This is a genomic window from Streptomyces sp. NPDC001153 (assembly GCF_053598315.1).
In genome coordinates, this window is sequence record NZ_JBSFJZ010000047.1 from 13,259 (window position 1) to 29,422 (window position 16,164).

13 protein-coding genes are annotated in these 16,164 nt (G+C 71.7%); 8 read left to right on the forward strand and 5 right to left on the reverse strand.

From position 1 onward, the window contains the following. Positions 1 to 820: 820 nt before the first annotated feature. The gene (locus ACWDEN_RS38590) at positions 821 to 1,459 is read right to left on the reverse strand and encodes a TetR/AcrR family transcriptional regulator (RefSeq protein ID WP_450862600.1); all 639 of its coding nucleotides are present in this window, start codon (positions 1,457 to 1,459) and stop codon (positions 821 to 823) included. Positions 1,460 to 1,620: 161 nt separating this feature from the next. On the opposite strand from ACWDEN_RS38590, the gene ACWDEN_RS38595 reads away from it, so the two are divergent. Both ACWDEN_RS38595 and ACWDEN_RS38600 read left to right on the forward strand, forming a co-directional pair. Continuing rightward, positions 1,621 to 3,912, forward strand: coding sequence for an MMPL family transporter (locus tag ACWDEN_RS38595; protein WP_450862602.1), 2,292 nt, complete (start codon positions 1,621 to 1,623; stop codon positions 3,910 to 3,912). A gap of 54 nt (positions 3,913 to 3,966) precedes the next feature. Continuing rightward, the gene (locus ACWDEN_RS38600; RefSeq protein ID WP_450862604.1) at positions 3,967 to 5,010 is read left to right on the forward strand and encodes a zinc-dependent alcohol dehydrogenase family protein; all 1,044 of its coding nucleotides are present in this window, start codon (positions 3,967 to 3,969) and stop codon (positions 5,008 to 5,010) included. 56 nt (positions 5,011 to 5,066) lie between these two features. Here the strand turns inward: ACWDEN_RS38600 and ACWDEN_RS38605 are convergent, their stop codons facing one another. The 3 genes from ACWDEN_RS38605 to ACWDEN_RS38615 all read right to left on the reverse strand — a co-directional run bounded on the left by ACWDEN_RS38605 (position 5,067) and on the right by ACWDEN_RS38615 (position 7,563). Beyond that, positions 5,067 to 5,261 carry a helix-turn-helix transcriptional regulator gene (locus tag ACWDEN_RS38605; protein WP_351611355.1) on the reverse strand — a complete coding sequence of 65 codons (195 nt, stop codon included), beginning with the start codon at positions 5,259 to 5,261 and terminating at the stop codon, positions 5,067 to 5,069. Positions 5,262 to 5,650: 389 nt separating this feature from the next. Next, positions 5,651 to 6,604, reverse strand: coding sequence for a helix-turn-helix domain-containing protein (locus ACWDEN_RS38610; protein WP_450862605.1), 954 nt, complete (start codon positions 6,602 to 6,604; stop codon positions 5,651 to 5,653). A gap of 41 nt (positions 6,605 to 6,645) precedes the next feature. Further along, positions 6,646 to 7,563 carry a sugar phosphate isomerase/epimerase family protein gene (locus ACWDEN_RS38615; RefSeq protein WP_450862606.1) on the reverse strand — a complete coding sequence of 306 codons (918 nt, stop codon included), beginning with the start codon at positions 7,561 to 7,563 and terminating at the stop codon, positions 6,646 to 6,648. 125 nt (positions 7,564 to 7,688) lie between these two features. Between ACWDEN_RS38615 and iolC the strand changes: the two genes are divergently transcribed. From iolC to ACWDEN_RS38645, 6 genes are all read left to right on the forward strand, one after another. Beyond that, positions 7,689 to 8,639 carry a 5-dehydro-2-deoxygluconokinase gene (gene iolC / locus ACWDEN_RS38620; RefSeq protein ID WP_351611362.1) on the forward strand — a complete coding sequence of 317 codons (951 nt, stop codon included), beginning with the start codon at positions 7,689 to 7,691 and terminating at the stop codon, positions 8,637 to 8,639. Between the two features lie 224 nt (positions 8,640 to 8,863). Beyond that, the gene (locus ACWDEN_RS38625; RefSeq protein ID WP_351611463.1) at positions 8,864 to 9,742 is read left to right on the forward strand and encodes a Cgl0159 family (beta/alpha)8-fold protein; all 879 of its coding nucleotides are present in this window, start codon (positions 8,864 to 8,866) and stop codon (positions 9,740 to 9,742) included. A 7-nt stretch (positions 9,743 to 9,749) separates the two neighbouring features. Beyond that, positions 9,750 to 10,589: a 5-deoxy-glucuronate isomerase gene (iolB, locus tag ACWDEN_RS38630; RefSeq protein WP_450862607.1), complete on the forward strand. Its 840-nt coding sequence runs from the start codon at positions 9,750 to 9,752 to the stop codon at positions 10,587 to 10,589. Next, positions 10,586 to 12,466, forward strand: coding sequence for a 3D-(3,5/4)-trihydroxycyclohexane-1,2-dione acylhydrolase (decyclizing) (gene iolD, locus ACWDEN_RS38635; RefSeq protein ID WP_450862609.1), 1,881 nt, complete (start codon positions 10,586 to 10,588; stop codon positions 12,464 to 12,466). The genes iolB and iolD overlap by 4 nt, the downstream gene beginning before the upstream one ends. Before the next feature lie 16 nt (positions 12,467 to 12,482). Next, positions 12,483 to 13,985, forward strand: coding sequence for a CoA-acylating methylmalonate-semialdehyde dehydrogenase (gene mmsA, locus ACWDEN_RS38640; RefSeq protein ID WP_450862611.1), 1,503 nt, complete (start codon positions 12,483 to 12,485; stop codon positions 13,983 to 13,985). A gap of 308 nt (positions 13,986 to 14,293) precedes the next feature. After that, positions 14,294 to 15,730, forward strand: coding sequence for an APC family permease (locus tag ACWDEN_RS38645; RefSeq protein WP_450862613.1), 1,437 nt, complete (start codon positions 14,294 to 14,296; stop codon positions 15,728 to 15,730). On the opposite strand, the gene ACWDEN_RS38650 is transcribed toward ACWDEN_RS38645, so the two are convergent. Continuing rightward, positions 15,731 to 16,138: a GNAT family N-acetyltransferase gene (locus ACWDEN_RS38650; RefSeq protein WP_351611375.1), complete on the reverse strand. Its 408-nt coding sequence runs from the start codon at positions 16,136 to 16,138 to the stop codon at positions 15,731 to 15,733. Positions 16,139 to 16,164: the final 26 nt, after the last annotated feature.

Here is a 16,164-nt window from a genome sequence, read left to right on the forward strand (position 1 = left end):
GGCTGGACGAGGCGATCTATCCGCACTCTAGGCAGATGTGCCGGGGGGCGCAGTCCGGGTGGGCTCGTGGGGGCATGGGGTTCGGGGCGGGGGGAGCTGGGCGGCTTGGCCGGCTTGGCTGGGCCAGCTGGTGTGGGTGGGGCAGCTGTGCTTGGTGGGGTTCGGGCGTCCTCGTCTCCGTCCCGTCTCCGTGTGGGCTTCCTCGGAGCCGTCTGCTTGCGGGGGCCTGGGGTTGGTGTGGGTCCCGCTTCCTCGGGGGTGCCGGGGGTGCCGAGGGTGCCCGGGTCCGGGGTCCCGGGGGCGTCTGTGTCATGGGGGCTCTCGGGGCGCCTACGCCCGTGGGTGCTCGAGGCTGTCTGCGTCCGGGGGCTGCGGGGCCGTCCAGCGTCCGGGGCTCCCGGGCGGCAGACGTCCGTTGGCTTTCCGGGGCGCGGGCGCCCGGCCGCTCCGCTTCCCGGGCTTGCCGCCTCCAGGGCTCCTGGGGTCGTCGGTGCCTTGGCGGTCCTGGGGCCGCCGGCGCCCTGGGTGGCTGTGGGTCTGTCGGCGCATGATCGGCTCCGGGGGGCGTCCCGCGCGGCCGTTCGACGTCCTCGGATCGCCCCCTCGGTCGGGTCGGTTTCCGTGGATCGCCTCGACGGGGGTGGCTTCCCGGGGTTGCGCCGGTGGCTGGTTTCCCCGGGCTCCGGCTGGTTGGCTGCCTGGGGGGTATCCCCGGTCGGTCGGCTTCCCTGGGACTTCCCCGGGGTTGGCTCATCTTGGGCACCCCCCGGTCGGTTGGCTCACCTTGGGCACCCCCGGTCGGTCGGCCCACGGATCACCCTCAGCCGAGCCGGTCGCCCACCAGTGGCTGCAGGTAGCGGACCAGGACGTCCTTGATCTCCTGGACATAGGCCGCGCGTTCGGTGCCCTCGTGGGCGAGGACCAGTTCGAGGCCGGACTTGTAGATACCGAGGCAGATGTGCGCTGTGCGGGTGACGTCGGCCGGGGTGGCCCCGGGCATGAGGCTGGTGAGCAGGTCCTCGATCCGGCCGATCAGCGTGGCGTGCAGCTGGTCGTGCGTCTCGGCCATCCGGCCCGGGATGTCGGGACCGTGCATCAGCGCGAAGAACACCGGGTGCTCGGTGTTGAAGGCCATGAACCGGTCGATGGTGGAACCGATGGCCTTCTCCAGCGGGGTGGCGGGGTCGACGGGGGCCAGTGCCTCGCCGTAGGTCTCCTGCATCTCGTGGACGAGCCGGTCGCCCAGCTCGATCGCGATCGCCTCCTTGTTCGGGAAGAACTGGTAGAGCGTGCCCGGCGAGACGCCGGCCTCGCGGGCGATGGCGTTGGTGCTGGCGGCGGTGTAGCCGGTGGTGCAGAAGACGCGTGCGGCCGCTTCGAGCAGTTGGGCGATACGGCGCTCCCCGCGGGCCTGCCGGCGGCGCGGCTGCTCCTTCTGTGTCTGCGGGTTGTCGGGCACGCGTTATCCCCAGCTCTCCGAACGTGATTGACAAACGCGAGTGGTCGCTCGCATTCTGGAGAAACGCGAGCGATCTCTCGTGTTTGCCAGTCTATTGGCAATGAGCGACTCATGCTGCCTGCCTGCACAGACGTGGGTCACGGTGAAGGGGACACCGCACGATGACCGAAGTCAACACGCCGCCGCGGACGGCGGGGGAAGCGCCGGAAGGGGCGCAGGAGGGACCGCAGGAGGGAGCGCCGCCCCGGCCCGGTCGCTACACCCGCTTCGTCACCGCCCGCCCACGCCTGTCACTCCTCGTGGCCCTCGTGCTCACCGCGCTCGCCGTGCTGGCCGGCAGCGGGGTCGCGGACCGGCTCGGCAGCGGCGGCTGGGAGGACCCGGCCGCCGAGTCGACGTACGCCACCAAGGCCCTGGAGCGCGAGTTCCCCGGCTCCCAGCCGAACCTGCTGCTCCTGGTCGACTCGGGCCGAGCCTCGGTCGACGATCCGGCGGTCGCCGCCGAGGCCCGTGACCTGGTCGGCCGGCTGGCGGGGGAGAAGGGCGTGACCGGCGTCGGCTCGTACTGGCAGAGCAGGTCACCGGCCCTGCGCGCCAAGGACGGCCACGAGGCGCTGATCGCCGCCCGCATCACCGGCGACGACAACGCGACGGGCCGGACGCTCGACCGCATCGCCCCGCACTACCGGGGCACGCGCGGCCCGGTCCGGGTGAGGGTCGGCGGTATCGTCGCGGTCCGGCACGAGATGCAGACGATCATCAAGGAGGACCTGGCCCGCGCCGAGATGATCGCCCTGCCGATCACGCTGGTGCTGCTGGTGATGGTCTTCGGCAGCGCGGTCGCCGCCCTGCTGCCGCTCGGCATCGGCATCGTCGCCATCCTCGGCACCAACGCCGTCCTGCGCGGCCTGACGGCCTTCACCGACGTCTCCGTCTTCGCGCTCAACCTCACCACGGCCCTGGGCCTCGGCCTGGCCATCGACTACGCCCTGTTCATCGTCCGCCGCTTCCGCGAGGAACTGTCCACGAGCGCCACCCCGTTGACGGCGGTCGGCACAACCCTGCGCACCGCCGGCCGCACGGTCCTGTTCTCCGCCCTCACGGTGGCGGTGTCGCTGGCCGCCATGATGGTCTTCCCGCAGTACTTCCTGCGGTCCTTCGCCTACGCCGGCATCGCCGTGGTCCTGCTCGCCGCGGCCGCGGCCCTGATCCTGCTCCCGGCCGCGCTGGTCCTGCTCGGCCACCGGGTCAACTCCCTCGACCTGCGGCGGCTGTTCCGCCGGCGCCGCGCCCCGAAGCCCGCCGAGGGGACCGCCGGGACCCCCGGGACCACCTGGGCCCGCGCCGCAGGCCTGGTGATGCGCAGGGCGCCGCTCTTCGCGCTCGGCACCAGCGTCCTGCTCGTGACCCTCGGACTGCCCTTCCTGGGCGTGAAGTTCGGCACCGCCGACGACCGCCAGCTGCCCTCGACAGCCGAGTCCCACGTGGTGCAGGAGCACATCCGCGAGGGCTTCCCGGGCAGCCCCGGCGGCGGTCTCGAGGTCCTCGCCGAGGGCAGGGCCACCGCCGCCCAGTACGCCGACTACAAGCAGCAGGTGGCCGCCCTTCCCGAGGTGGCCCGCGTCGACGGCCCGCTGGTCAAGGGCGATGCCGCCTACTTCACGGTGCAGCCCAGGGGGGAGGCCGTGGACGACCCGGCCCAGCGCCTGGTCGGCGATCTGCGCTCGCTGCACACCCCCTTCGAGGCCAAGGTGACCGGCACGGCCGCCGTTCTCGTCGACACCAAACACGCGATAGCCCAGCGCCTGCCCTGGGCCGCCGCGTTCATCGCCGTCGTCACGCTCCTGCTGGTCTTCCTGCTCACCGGAAGCGTGCTGATACCCGTGCAGGCCGTGGTGCTCAACGCGCTCAGCCTGACCGCGATGTTCGGTGCCGTGGTCTGGGTCTTCCAGGACGGCCACCTCTCCGGCGCGCTCGGCTTCACCAGCTCCGGCTCCATCGAGACCACCCTGCCCGTGCTGATGTTCTGCGTGGCCTTCGGGCTCTCCATGGACTACGGCGTGTTCCTGCTCTCCCGCATCAAGGAGGAGTACGACCGCACGGGCGACCACGACGCGGCGGTGCGGCACGGACTCCAGCGCACCGGCGGACTGATCACCGCGGCGGCGGTCATCCTCGCGGTGGTGATGGTCGCCATCGGCACCTCACGGGTGACCAACACCAAGATGCTCGGGCTGGGCATCGCGCTGGCGGTCCTGATGGACGCGATGGTGGTCCGGAGCCTGCTGGTACCGGCGATCATGCGGTTGACGGGCAGGGCCACGTGGTGGGCGCCGGCACCCTTGCGCCGCCTCCATGAACGGTTCGGTCTGAGCGAGGGCGGCGAAGACGGGCCCCAGAGGGGCGCGGGGAACGGCGCGACCGGCCACAGCGAACCGGAACCGGCCGGCTGACCCGGCGGCTCCCGAGCCACCTACTCTGTGCGGAGGTTCCCGAAAGGAGCGAGCATGCGAGCCGTCGTCTTCGAGCGATACGGCGCACCCGCGGAGGTACGGAACGTACCCGACCCGGAACCCGCGGAGCACGGTGTCGTCGTACGGGTCGAAGCGACCGGCCTCTGCCGAAGCGACTGGCACGGCTGGATGGGCCACGACTCCGACATCACGCTGCCGCACGTGCCCGGGCACGAACTCGCCGGTGTCGTCGAGTCGGTGGGCTCCCGGGTGACCGGGTGGCGGCCCGGCGACCGGGTCACCGTGCCGTTCGTCTGCGCCTGCGGCACCTGCCCGGCCTGTGCGGCGGGCGACCAGCAGGTGTGCGAACGCCAGACCCAGCCGGGCTTCCATCACTGGGGCTCCTTCGCCGAGTACGTCGCCCTCGACCACGCCGACGTCAACCTGGTCGCGATCCCGGACGACATGGCGTACACCACCGCCGCCGCCCTCGGCTGCCGTTTCGCCACCGCCTTCCGCGCGGTGGTGCAGCAGGGCCGGGTGGCGGCGGGGGAGTGGGTCGCGGTGCACGGCTGCGGCGGGGTCGGGCTGTCGGCGGTGATGATCGCGGCGGCGGCCGGGGCACGCGTGGTCGCCGTGGACGTGACACCCCAGGCCCTCGACCTGGCGCGGAAGTTCGGTGCCGCGCAGTGCCTGGACGCGACCGGCACGCCGGACACGGCCGCCGCCGTCCGCGAGCTGACCGACGGCGGCGCCCATCTCTCCCTGGACGCCCTCGGCTCGCCCGCCACCTGCGCGGCCTCCGTGAACGGCCTGCGCCGTCGCGGGCGCCATGTCCAGGTGGGTCTGCTGCCCTCGGCCGACGGCACCACCCCCGTGCCGCTGGCCCGTGCCATCGCCCTGGAGCTCGAACTCCTCGGCAGCCATGGCATGGCCGCCCACACCTACCCCGGCATGCTCGGTCTGGTCCGCTCCGGCGCCCTGCGCCCCGACCTCCTGGTGACGTCCACCCTCACGCTCGACGCCGCTCCGGCGGCCCTGGCGGCGATGGGCACGGCACCGGGGGCCGGCGTCACGGTCATCGAGCCGTGGAGCTGAGAGCGGGTGACTGTGCCCCACGGCTCCCGTGAGGCACAGCCGATTTCAGGCGCAGGTCAGGTGCGGCCGCGGTTGCCCGGCCGGGAGGCGACCCAGGCGCGGACGGTGTCGGCGTACCAGTACGGCTTGCCGCCCTCCACATGGTCCGGCGGGGGCAGCAGCCCGTGCTTGCGATAGGACCGCACGGTGTCCGGCTGCACTTTGATGTGCGCCGCGATCTCCTTGTAGGACCAGAGCCTTTGGTCGGTCATGAGTTGCACCTCCCTGTGCGCGCCACAGCGGCGACCGGGGGCGGTCGTCGGGGGAGCCGGGCGCTGCGCCGGCGATCACAAGCCTGCGCTCGGTGAACGACGCAGAGTGACCAGTGGTCAGTGCCTGTCGACACCATGTGACGCACAACCCGCGTACACGGGACATGTGTGACACAGAAGGGGTGTTTGTGACACAGCTGCCGCAAAGGCGTACGCGGGGGCGTCGGCGGGGCGCGTTGCTTTCGCGCCGATCCGGGTGGAGCGGGCCAGGTGATCCGCGGCCGGTGGAAGCGGGTCGGAAGGGCGGACCGGGTCTGCTGCGTCAGACCCGGCCCGCCGGCTTCCCCGCACGCTCCGGCGGCCGCTTCACCCAGGGTTGCCCTCCTGGATCAGTCCCCCTGGCCGCCGGAGGCCCCCGCCTTCCCGGGGCGCATGATGGCCGGGCGATCAGCGTGCCGGGCCCTGCCCGCCCGGGTCTTGGAAAAAAGCGCACCGCGGCCGGAGGCGAGGAGCAGGCTGGTGGCCTCGCCCGTCAGCCGGTCGGTCAGCGCGCCCGCCGCCGGCAGCCGCCGGGCCGCCAGGAACTCCCCGGGGGTGCAGCCCGTCATGGCCTTGAACTCGCCGCTGAAGTGCGCCTGGTCGTAGTAGCCGCACACCGCCGCGGTCTCCGCCTGCCCGTGCCCGGCGGCCAGCAGCCGCCGCGCCCGCTGCAGCCGCAGCACCCGGGCCGCGGCCTTCGGGGACAGACCGATCTGTTCCCGGAAGCGGTTCTCCAGGTGCCGTACGCTCCAGCCCACTTCCTCGGCCAGCCGGGGCACCGGAAGCGTGCCGGCGTGGCGCCGCAGCAGCGACCAGGCGTGCACCACCCGCTCGGACGCGGGCACACCGGCATGGAACCGCTCCAGCAACACCCGGTCGAGCAACGCGAACCGCTCGGGCCAGCCCGGCAACGCGGCCAGCGCTCCGGCCAGTTCACCGAGACGGAACTCCTCCGCGTCCACCGACCGGTTGGCCAGTTCGTACTGAGGCGTACCGAACAACGTGAACGCGGCCCATGGAGCGAGCAGCACCTCGATGCCGGACAGACGGCCGCCGTGATCACCGAGGGCGGGGGCGGTGGTCAGCCCGTTGACCACGGAGACCAGCGACACCGCGGGGCGGCCGGCACGCGAGATGCGCACCGGCTGCTCGAAACCCAGCAGCAGCGTGGCCGCCCCGATCGGCGCCTCCAGCCGGCGGCGCGGCCGGTCGAGGTGCACCCGAACACCGCGATAGCTGATCACACCGGGCCGCAACGCCGGATGGGGCCAGGCAGGCACGGTCTCCCAGGACACGCCACCCATGCTACGAGCGGCGACGGCAACCCCGTGGCCGGTGGGCGCCCCTACATCCCACAAGAGCGAAGAAACGCCCGAGTCCGCCGGGCAATGGGCAACGGCGCGTCCGGCGCGCACGGATACATGTCCTGCTCGACGATCGCGAACAGATCCACGCCCAGCCGCTGTGCGGCCTCCAGTACGGGCCCCAACTCCGGTACCCCGCACGGCGGTTCGCACATCACGCCCTGGGCCACCGCCAGCCCGAACGGCGTGCCCTTGGCCCGTACGTCCGCCAGGATCTCCGGATCCACCTGCTTGAGGTGCAGATACCCGATCCGTTCCCCGTACGTCTCGATCAACCGCACGCTGTCCCCGCCGCAGTACGCGTAGTGCCCGGTGTCCAGGCACAGCGACACCAGGTCGGAGTCCGTGCCGTCGAGGAAACGGCTGACGTTCTCCTCGCTGTCGATGTGGGTGTCGGCATGCGGATGGACGACGATCGTCAGCCCGTACCGCTCCCGCACCTCCCGCCCGAGCCGCTCGGTCAGCGAGGTCAGGTTCCGCCACTGCTCGGCGGTCAGTGTGTCCGGCTCGAGCACCTCGCCCGTCTTGTCGTCCCGCCAGAAGGACGGGATGACGACGAGATGCCGGGCGCCCATCGCCTGGGTCAGCGCCGCGATGTCCGACACGTGCGCCCACGTCTTGTCCCACACGGACTCACCGTGGTGCAGGCCCGTGAAGACGGTGCCGGCCGACACCTTCAGGCCGCGCCGCGCGGTCTCCTCCGCGAGCACGGCGGGGTCGCTGGGGAGATAGCCGTAGGGGCCGAGTTCGATCCACTCGTAGCCGGAGTCGGCCACCTCGTCGAGGAAGCGCTGCCAGGGCACCTGGCGGGGGTCGTCGGGGAACCACACGCCCCAGGAGTCGGGCGCCGATCCGATCCGGATACGGGACAGTGAGGAGGAGGGTGACAGCGACGTCATGGGCGCCAGCGTGCGGGCGTCCGGAAAGCGGTGTCAAGAGCTGGTCCGAATGTCTGGACAAAACATTGACAGGGTTCGCCGTACGGGACTAGAAAGCCGGGGAGAGTCATGACGAAGGGAAGCCGATGGCCTACGACCTGATCACCATGGGGCGGATCGGAGTGGACCTCTACCCACTGCAGACCGGCGTCCCGCTCGCCCAGGTGTCGTCCTTCGGCAAGTTCCTCGGCGGGTCGGCGACGAACGTCGCGGTGGCCGCGGCCCGGCTCGGCCGGCACACCGCCGTGATCACCCGCACGGGCGACGACGCGTTCGGCACCTATCTGCACGAGGCGCTGCGCGGCTTCGGCGTCGACGACCGCTGGGTCACGCCGGTCCAGGGGCTCCCGACCCCGGTCACCTTCTGCGAGGTCTTCCCACCGGACGACTTCCCGCTCTACTTCTACCGCCGGCCCAAGGCGCCCGACCTGGAGATCGACGCCCACGACCTGGACCTCGGCGCCATCCGCGAGGCCCGTGTCTTCTGGGTCACCGGCACCGGCCTGAGCGAGGAGCCCAGCCGTACGGCCACCCTCGCGGCCCTCGCGCACCGGGCGAAGGCAGGCACCACGGTGTTCGATCTCGACTGGCGGCCCATGTTCTGGTCCGACCCCGACATGGCCCGCCCCTTCTACGCGGAGGCCCTGCGCCACACCACGGTCGCCGTCGGCAACCTGGACGAGGTGGAGGTGGCGACCGGGGTGCGCGAGCCGCACGCCGCCGCCCGCGCGCTGCTCGACGCCGGCGTGGAGATCGCCGTGGTCAAGCAGGGCCCCAAGGGGGTTCTGGCGGTCAGCGCGTCAGGAGAGTCCGCCGAGGTGCCACCGCTGCCCGTCAACGTCCTCAACGGCCTCGGCGCCGGTGACGCCTTCGGCGGCTCGCTGTGCCACGGCCTGCTGGCCGGCTGGGACCTGGAGACGATCATGCGGCACGCCAACGCGGCCGGCGCCATCGTCGCCTCCCGCCTGGAATGCTCCTCCGCGATGCCCACCTTGGACGAGGTGGCCGCCGCGCTCGACGCCGGAGCGGTGCTGTGAGGGCGGGCCGGGTCACGGGCACCCAACACGAGGGCGGCGCCGGCACCGAACCGGAACCCACCGAGCCCCCTCCCCACGAGGGCACCACGGCCGCTCCCCGCGAGGGCACCACGGCCGCCCGCCGCGAAGACACCGCAACCGCCCCCCGCGAAGGCGCCGCAAGCCTCCGCCCCCGTACCGCCACCGGCGAAGGCGCCGCAGGCCCCGCGCGCCCCCGTGTCGACGTGGCCGAGCTCGTCCGTGTCCGTACCCACCACCCGGAGGCGATCGCCGAGGCCGCCACCCGTCGTGCTCGCAGGCCGCTGCTCAACGAGAGCGGAAAGCTGATGATCGTCGCCGCCGACCACCCCGCCAGGGGTGCCCTCGGTGTCGGCGACCGCAGGCTCGCCATGGCCAACCGCGCCGACCTGCTTCAGCGGCTGTGCCTGGCACTGTCCCGGCCCGGCGTGGACGGCGTCCTCGCCACCGCCGACATCCTGGACGACCTGCTCCTGCTCGGCGCCCTCGACCACAAGGTGGTCATGGGCTCCATGAACCGCGGCGGACTGCAGGGGGCGAGCTTCGAGCTGGACGACCGGTTCACCGGGCACCGCCCCGAGGACATCCAGCGGCTCGGTTTCGACGCGGGCAAGCTGCTGCTGCGCATCGACTACGACGACCCCGGCTCCCTGACCACGCTGGAGTCCACCGCCCGCGCCATCGACGACATGGCCGCGCGCCGGCTGCCGGTCTTCGTGGAGCCGTTCATCAGCCGCCGCACCCCCGAGGGGAAGGTCAGGAACGACCTGTCGGCCGAGGCGGTCACCCGGTCCATCGCCATCGCCTCCGGCCTCGGCGGCTCCTCGGCCTACACCTGGCTGAAGGTGCCGGTCACCGAGAACCCCGACGACATGGCCCGGGTCATGGAGACCTCCACCCTGCCGGCCGTGCTGCTCGGCGGGGACATCGGCGACTCGCCCGAGGACCAGGTCGCCGCCTACGAGAAGTGGCGCGGCGCGCTCCAACTGCCCACCGTGCGCGGCCTGGTGGTCGGCCGCTCGCTGCTGTACCCGGCGGACGGCGATGTGGCCGCCGCCGTGGACACCGCCGTAGGACTGCTGTGAGGGCCGCATGACCAGCACCGACCTGCATCTGCCCCGGGGCGCCACCGCGAACGCCCGGTACGCCGTCGACATCGACCCCAAGTTGGCCGGCTGGACACACAGCAGCCTGCGCGTGGTCGAGCTGGCGCCCGGCGGCGGCCATACGTTCACCTCCGACGACAGCGAGTGGATCGTGCTTCCGCTGGAAGGCGGATGTACGGTGCGAATCGAGACCACGCCAACCGAGAAGGACGAGTTCCAACTCCTGGGCAGGGAAAGCGTGTTCGCGGACGTCTCCGACTTCGCGTACGCGCCCCGTGACGCCCGGGTCCAGATCGCCTCCGGCGCGGGAGGCCGCTTCGCCCTGGCAGGAGCGAAGTGCGAGCGACGACTCCCCGCCCGCTACGGCCCCGCGCCGGAGGTCCCCGTCGAGGAGCGCGGCAGCGGCACCTGTGCCCGCCGCGTGCGCAACTTCGCCTCGGCCGACTCCTTCGACTGCGACAAGCTGATCGCCGTCGAGGTGATCACCCCGGGCGGCAACTGGTCGTCGTACCCGCCGCACAAGCACGACGAGCACCGGCCGGGCGAGGAGTCCGAGCTGGAGGAGATCTACTACTTCGAGATCGACGGCCCGAACGGACTCGGCTACCAGCGCGTGTTCCCCTCGCGGGAGGGCGGCAGCGATGTCCTCGCCGAGGTCCGTTCGGGTGACGCCGTCCTGGTCCCCGACGGCTGGCACGGCCCGTCCATCGCCCAGCCCGGGCATGACATGTACTACCTGAACGTCATGGCGGGCCCGGGCGAGACCCGGGAGTGGCGGATCTGCTTCCACCCCGATCACGTAGAGAGCACAGGGGGCTACCGATGACGACGACCCGGCTGACCGTCGCGCAGGCGCTGGTCCGTTTCCTCGCCGCCCAGTACACCGAACGCGACGGCGCACGGCAGCGGCTGATCGGCGCCACCTGGGGCATCTTCGGGCACGGCAACGTCGCGGGGCTCGGCCAGGCGCTGATCGAGTACGCCGACGTCATGCCGTACCACCAGGGCCGCAACGAGCAGTCCATGGTGCACGCGGCCGTCGGCTACGCCCGCCAGTCGAACCGGCTGTCCACGCACGCGGTGACGACCTCGATCGGCCCCGGCGCCACCAACCTGGTCACCGGCGCCGCCCTCGCGACCATCAACCACCTCCCGGTCCTGCTCCTGCCCGGTGACGTCTTCGCCACCCGCCCCGCCGACCCGGTCCTGCAGCAGCTGGAGGTGCCGTACGCCGGCGATGTGTCGGTCAACGACACCCTGCGCCCCGTGTCGAAGTACTTCGACCGCATCACCCGCCCGGAGGCCCTGATCCCGAGCGCCCTGCAGGCCATGCGGGTGCTCACCGACCCGGTGGAGACCGGCGCGGTGACCCTCGCCCTGCCGCAGGACGTGCAGGCGGAGGCCTTCGACTGGCCGGAGGAGTTCTTCTCGACGCGCGTGTGGACGGTACGCCGGCCGGGCGCGGACCCGACCGAGCTGGCCGAGGCGGTCCGGGCGGTCCGGGAGGCACGCCGGCCGCTGGTGATCGCGGGCGGCGGAGTCCACCACAGCCGCGCCGAGCTGGCCCTCGCCGAGTTCGCGGCGGCCACCCGCATCCCGGTCGCCTCCACCCAGGCCGGCAAGGGCTCCCTGCGCCACGACCATCCGCAGGACGTGGGCGGGGTCGGCCACACCGGCACCGCGACCGCCGACGAACTGGCCCGCACCGCGGACCTGGTGATCGGCGTCGGCACCCGCTACACCGACTTCACCACCGCCTCCGGCACCCTCTTCGAGAACCCGGACGTCCGCTTCCTCAACCTCAACATCGCGCCGTACGACGGCCACAAGCTGTCCGGACTCCCGCTGGTCGCCGACGCCCGCAGCGGCCTGGGCGAGCTGACCGAGGCGCTGGTGATGCACGGGCACAAGGTGGCGGAGGCGTACGTCACCGAGTACAGCGAGGACAAGGAGCGCTGGGAGCAGCGCGTCGACGCCTGCTTCGAGGCCGAGGAGCCGGACATGCGGCCCACCCAGCCGCAGGTCATCGGCGCCCTGGACGCCCTGGTGGACGAGTCGGACATCATCATCAACGCGGCCGGCTCGCTCCCGGGCGATCTGCACAAGCTGTGGCGGGCCCGGTCGGTGGACCAGTACCACCTGGAGTACGGCTACTCCTGCATGGGCTACGAGATCCCGGCCGCGCTCGGCGTGAAGCTGGCCGCGCCGGAGCGGAACGTGTGGGCGCTGGTCGGCGACGGCACGTATCTGATGATGCCGACGGAGATCGTGACGGCCGTGCAGGAGGGCGTCGCGATCAAGATCCTGCTGGTGCAGAACCACGGGTACGCGTCCATCGGCGGGCTCTCGGAATCGGTGGGCGGCGAGCGGTTCGGCACCGCCTACCGGTTCCAGGCCGGGGACGGGACGTTCACGGGCGCCCCGCTGCCGGTGGACCTCGCCGCCAACGCGGCCAGCCTGGGCATGCGGGTGCTGCGCGCGAAGACCGTACGGGAGCTGCGCGAGGCGCTCGCCGAGGCGCGCGCCGCCGACACTCCCACATGTGTCTACGTGGAGACCGAAACGTCCGACACTGTGTCGGGCGCGCCTCCGGCGCAGGCCTGGTGGGATGTTCCTGTGGCCGAGACCGCGACCCGACCGTCCGCGGTCAAGGCACGAGAGCTGTACGAACGGCACGTCTCGACCCGACGCCGCCATCTGTAATAAGGAGTCTCTGGGCATGACGAAGATCGTCAACCACTGGATCGGCGGGAAGACCGTCGAAGGCGCGTCGGGCACGTACGGGCCGGTCACCGACCCGGCGACCGGCGCGGTCACCACGAAGGTCGCGTTCGCGTCGGTGGAGGAGGTGGACGCGGCAGTAGCAGCTGCGAAGGATGCCTTTTCGACCTGGGGCCGGTCGTCCCTGGCCCAGCGGACCACCATCCTCTTCCGGTTCCGTGCGCTGCTCGACGCCCACCGCGACGAGATCGCCGAGCTGATCACCGCCGAGCACGGCAAGGTGCACTCCGACGCGCTCGGCGAGGTCGCGCGCGGTCTGGAGATCGTCGACCTGGCCTGTGGCATCAACGTGCAGCTGAAGGGCGAGCTGTCCACGGAGGTCGCCAGCCGGGTCGACGTCTCCTCGATCCGGCAGCCGCTCGGTGTCGTCGCCGGCATCACGCCGTTCAACTTCCCGGCGATGGTCCCGATGTGGATGTTCCCCATCGCCATCGCGTGCGGCAACACGTTCGTGCTGAAGCCGAGCGAGAAGGACCCGTCGGCGTCGGTCCGGATCGCCGAGCTGCTGTCCGAGGCCGGTCTGCCGGACGGCGTCTTCAACGTCGTCCACGGCGACAAGGTGGCCGTGGACCGCCTGCTGGAGCACCCGGACGTCAAGGCGGTGTCGTTCGTCGGCTCCACGCCGATCGCCCGCTACATCCACACGACGGCCTCCGCCAACGGCAAGCGGGTGCAGGCCCTCGGCGGGGCCAAGAACCACATGCTGGTCCTGCCGGACGCCGACCTGGACGCGGCGGCCGACGCGGCGGTCTCGGCGGCCTACGGCTCGGCGGGCGAGCGCTGCATGGCCATCTCGGCGGTCGTGGCCGTGGGCTCGATCGGTGACACGCTGGTGGAGAAGATCCGCGAGCGCGCCGAGAAGATCAAGATCGGTCCCGGCAACGACCCGGCGTCCGAGATGGGCCCGCTGATCACCGCGGCCCACCGTGACAAGGTGGCGTCGTACGTCGCGGGTGCCGCCGGCGAGGGCGCCGAGGTGGTCCTGGACGGCACCGGATACAGCGTCGAGGGCTTCGAGGACGGCCACTGGATCGGCATCTCGCTGCTGGACAAGGTGCCGACCACCGCGAAGGCGTACCAGGAGGAGATCTTCGGCCCGGTGCTGTGCGTGCTGCGCGTCGACACCTACGACGAGGGCGTGGCGCTCATCAACGCCTCGCCGTTCGGCAACGGCACCGCGATCTTCACCCGGGACGGCGGCGCGGCCCGCCGCTTCCAGCTGGAGATCGAGGCGGGCATGGTCGGCGTGAACGTGCCGATCCCGGTGCCGGTGGGCTACCACTCCTTCGGCGGCTGGAAGGACTCGCTCTTCGGCGACCACCACATCTACGGCAACGACGGCACGCACTTCTACACCCGCGGCAAGGTCGTCACCACGCGCTGGCCCGACCCGGCCGACGCCCCGGCGGGCGTGGACCTGGGCTTCCCGCGCAACCACTGAGCGGCCGACGGGGACCGATAGGACCCCACAGGGCCGTCCGCTATGCGGACGGCCCTGTTTTTTTGTGCGGGGGCGCTGCGATTCTCGTACGGCCGCAAGGGCCCGCCCATAGGGACCGTTGATACGAGAATCGGCGATCGGCCGCTTCTTTGCTGCGGATTTCGTAGGTGAACACCCATTGACGCGGCGGTTTTCGTCGGGGTTCCATTCAGCCGCCGGGAGCGGACCAGAGCATGTACGACCAGCCGCCGGAGGCGATAGCGCTCCCGACCCCCACCTCACTCGCACGAGTCGATCGGAACCGCCGCATGACCGACACGCTCCGCCCTGTCGATACAGCCGTCATAGACGCTTCTGACAGTCCCCAGAAGCTCAAGCGTTCCATCGGTGTCGTCGGCGGCACCCTGCTGACTCTCTCCTGCGTCACGCCCGCCTCCACGCTCTTCGTGATCGTGCCCGACCTGTTCTCCAGCCTGGGCACCGCCACGGCCCTGTGCCTCGCCATCGGCGCGCTCCTCTGCATCCCCGTGGCCTTCTGCTACTCGGAGCTGGGCACCCTCATCCCCAGCGCGGGCGGCGAGTACGCCATCGTCTCCACCCTCGCCGGACGGCTCGCCGGCTGGCTGGCCTTCGTGATGTCGCTGCTCGTCGTGATGATCGTCCCTCCGGTCATCGCCATGGGCACCGCCGACTACCTCGCCCCGGTCGTCCACCTCGACCCGTCCATGACGGGCGCCGGCGTGATGATCGCGGCCACCCTCGCCGGTCTGCTGGACCTGCGCGCCAACGCCTGGATCACCGGCATCTTCCTGGTCCTGGAGGTCGTTGCCGCCGGAGTCGTCGCCGTGCTCGGCTTCACCCACTCCCACCGCGGTGCGGGCAGCCTCGTGAGCTCGCTGCAGGTGGCCGGCGAGCACACGCACGTCACCCCGGTCACGGCCATGATGGTCCTCTCCGGGCTCGCCATCGCCCTCTTCGCCACCCAGGGCTTCTCCACCGCCATCTACCTCTCCGAGGAGCTGGAGAACCCGCGCCGCAGCGTCGCCCGCACCGTCCTCGCCACCCTCGCCATCTCCAGCGTCGTCATCCTGGTGCCGGTCGTGGCGATCACCCTCGGCGCCGGTGACCTGAAGACCCTGACCGGCGGCGACATCTCCAGCATGGTCATCGCCTGGAGCAACTCGTCCGTCGGCACCTTCGTCAGCCTCTGCGTCGCCCTCGCGATCATCAACGCGGGCATCGTCATGGTCATCCAGAACTCCCGCGTCCTGTTCGCCTCCGCCCGCGACAAGGCCTGGCCCGCGCCGGTCAACAACGCCCTCTCCAAGCTCGGCCGGTTCGGCTCCCCGTGGGTCGCCACCCTCGTCGTCGGCGTCCCCGGTGCCTTGCTCTGCTTCGTCAACCTGGACACCCTCTACGGCGTCACCGGCGTCGCCGTCACCGGCCTGTACCTGCTGGTCGCGATCGCCGCGCTGCTCTCCCGGCGCGGCGCCCACGGCACCAAGAAGGCCTGGCGGATGCCGCTGTGGCCGGCGATGCCGGTCCTGCTGATCGCCGTGCTCGTCTACGTCCTGGTCGAGCAGGACCCGTCCTACCTGTGGTGGACCGGCGGCATCACCGCCGCCGCCACCCTCTACTGGGCCTTCTACCTCCGCCCGCGCCGCGAGACCCGCTGGGTGGTGTCCCTCCCGGAGGACATGCGGCTCGCCGAGGAGGAGCAGCTCGCCGAGGGTGCGCAGGCGTAGTCAGAACTCCCAGGTCATCACCCTGCACGCGTCGTCGTCCTTGCCGCCCGCACTGCGATAGGCGGCAAGGGCGACGTCGTTTCCGGCGTCGACCCCGACCCACATGCCGTAGCAGCCGCGCTCGCGGGCCAGCGCGGCCAGCCGCTCCACCAGCGCCCGGCCGATGCCCCGGCGCCGGTACGGCTCCGCCACCGCCAGCTCGTACAGGAACATCTCGGTGCCCTTGTCGGGGTGGACCGTCTCGACCCCGCTGACGAAGCCGACCGGCCCGCCGTCGGCGTACGCCAGCAGCAGATGGTGCCCGGCGGTGGTGAGGAAACGCTCCGCCCACTCCGGACGCGCCGGATGGTCGAACAGGTGATCGGCGGCGACGACCTCGGCGACGGTGGTGGCCCGGCGAATGTCCATGCGCCTTCGTACCACGGCTGGTGTAC

What these genes read in the sequence shown, in the direction of transcription:
- ACWDEN_RS38650 (WP_351611375.1), bottom strand. Translation starts at nt 16,138, where the DNA reads ATGGACATTCGCCGGGCCACCACCGTCGCCGAGGTCGTCGCCGCCGAT.
- ACWDEN_RS38615 (WP_450862606.1), bottom strand. Translation starts at nt 7,563, where the DNA reads ATGACGTCGCTGTCACCCTCCTCCTCACTGTCCCGTATCCGGATCGGA.
- ACWDEN_RS38595 (WP_450862602.1), top strand. Translation starts at nt 1,621, where the DNA reads ATGACCGAAGTCAACACGCCGCCGCGGACGGCGGGGGAAGCGCCGGAA.
- ACWDEN_RS38610 (WP_450862605.1), bottom strand. Translation starts at nt 6,604, where the DNA reads ATGGGTGGCGTGTCCTGGGAGACCGTGCCTGCCTGGCCCCATCCGGCG.
- ACWDEN_RS38645 (WP_450862613.1), top strand. Translation starts at nt 14,294, where the DNA reads ATGACCGACACGCTCCGCCCTGTCGATACAGCCGTCATAGACGCTTCT.
- iolC (WP_351611362.1), top strand. Translation starts at nt 7,689, where the DNA reads ATGGCCTACGACCTGATCACCATGGGGCGGATCGGAGTGGACCTCTAC.
- iolB (WP_450862607.1), top strand. Translation starts at nt 9,750, where the DNA reads ATGACCAGCACCGACCTGCATCTGCCCCGGGGCGCCACCGCGAACGCC.
- mmsA (WP_450862611.1), top strand. Translation starts at nt 12,483, where the DNA reads ATGACGAAGATCGTCAACCACTGGATCGGCGGGAAGACCGTCGAAGGC.
- iolD (WP_450862609.1), top strand. Translation starts at nt 10,586, where the DNA reads ATGACGACGACCCGGCTGACCGTCGCGCAGGCGCTGGTCCGTTTCCTC.
- ACWDEN_RS38600 (WP_450862604.1), top strand. Translation starts at nt 3,967, where the DNA reads ATGCGAGCCGTCGTCTTCGAGCGATACGGCGCACCCGCGGAGGTACGG.
- ACWDEN_RS38605 (WP_351611355.1), bottom strand. Translation starts at nt 5,261, where the DNA reads ATGACCGACCAAAGGCTCTGGTCCTACAAGGAGATCGCGGCGCACATC.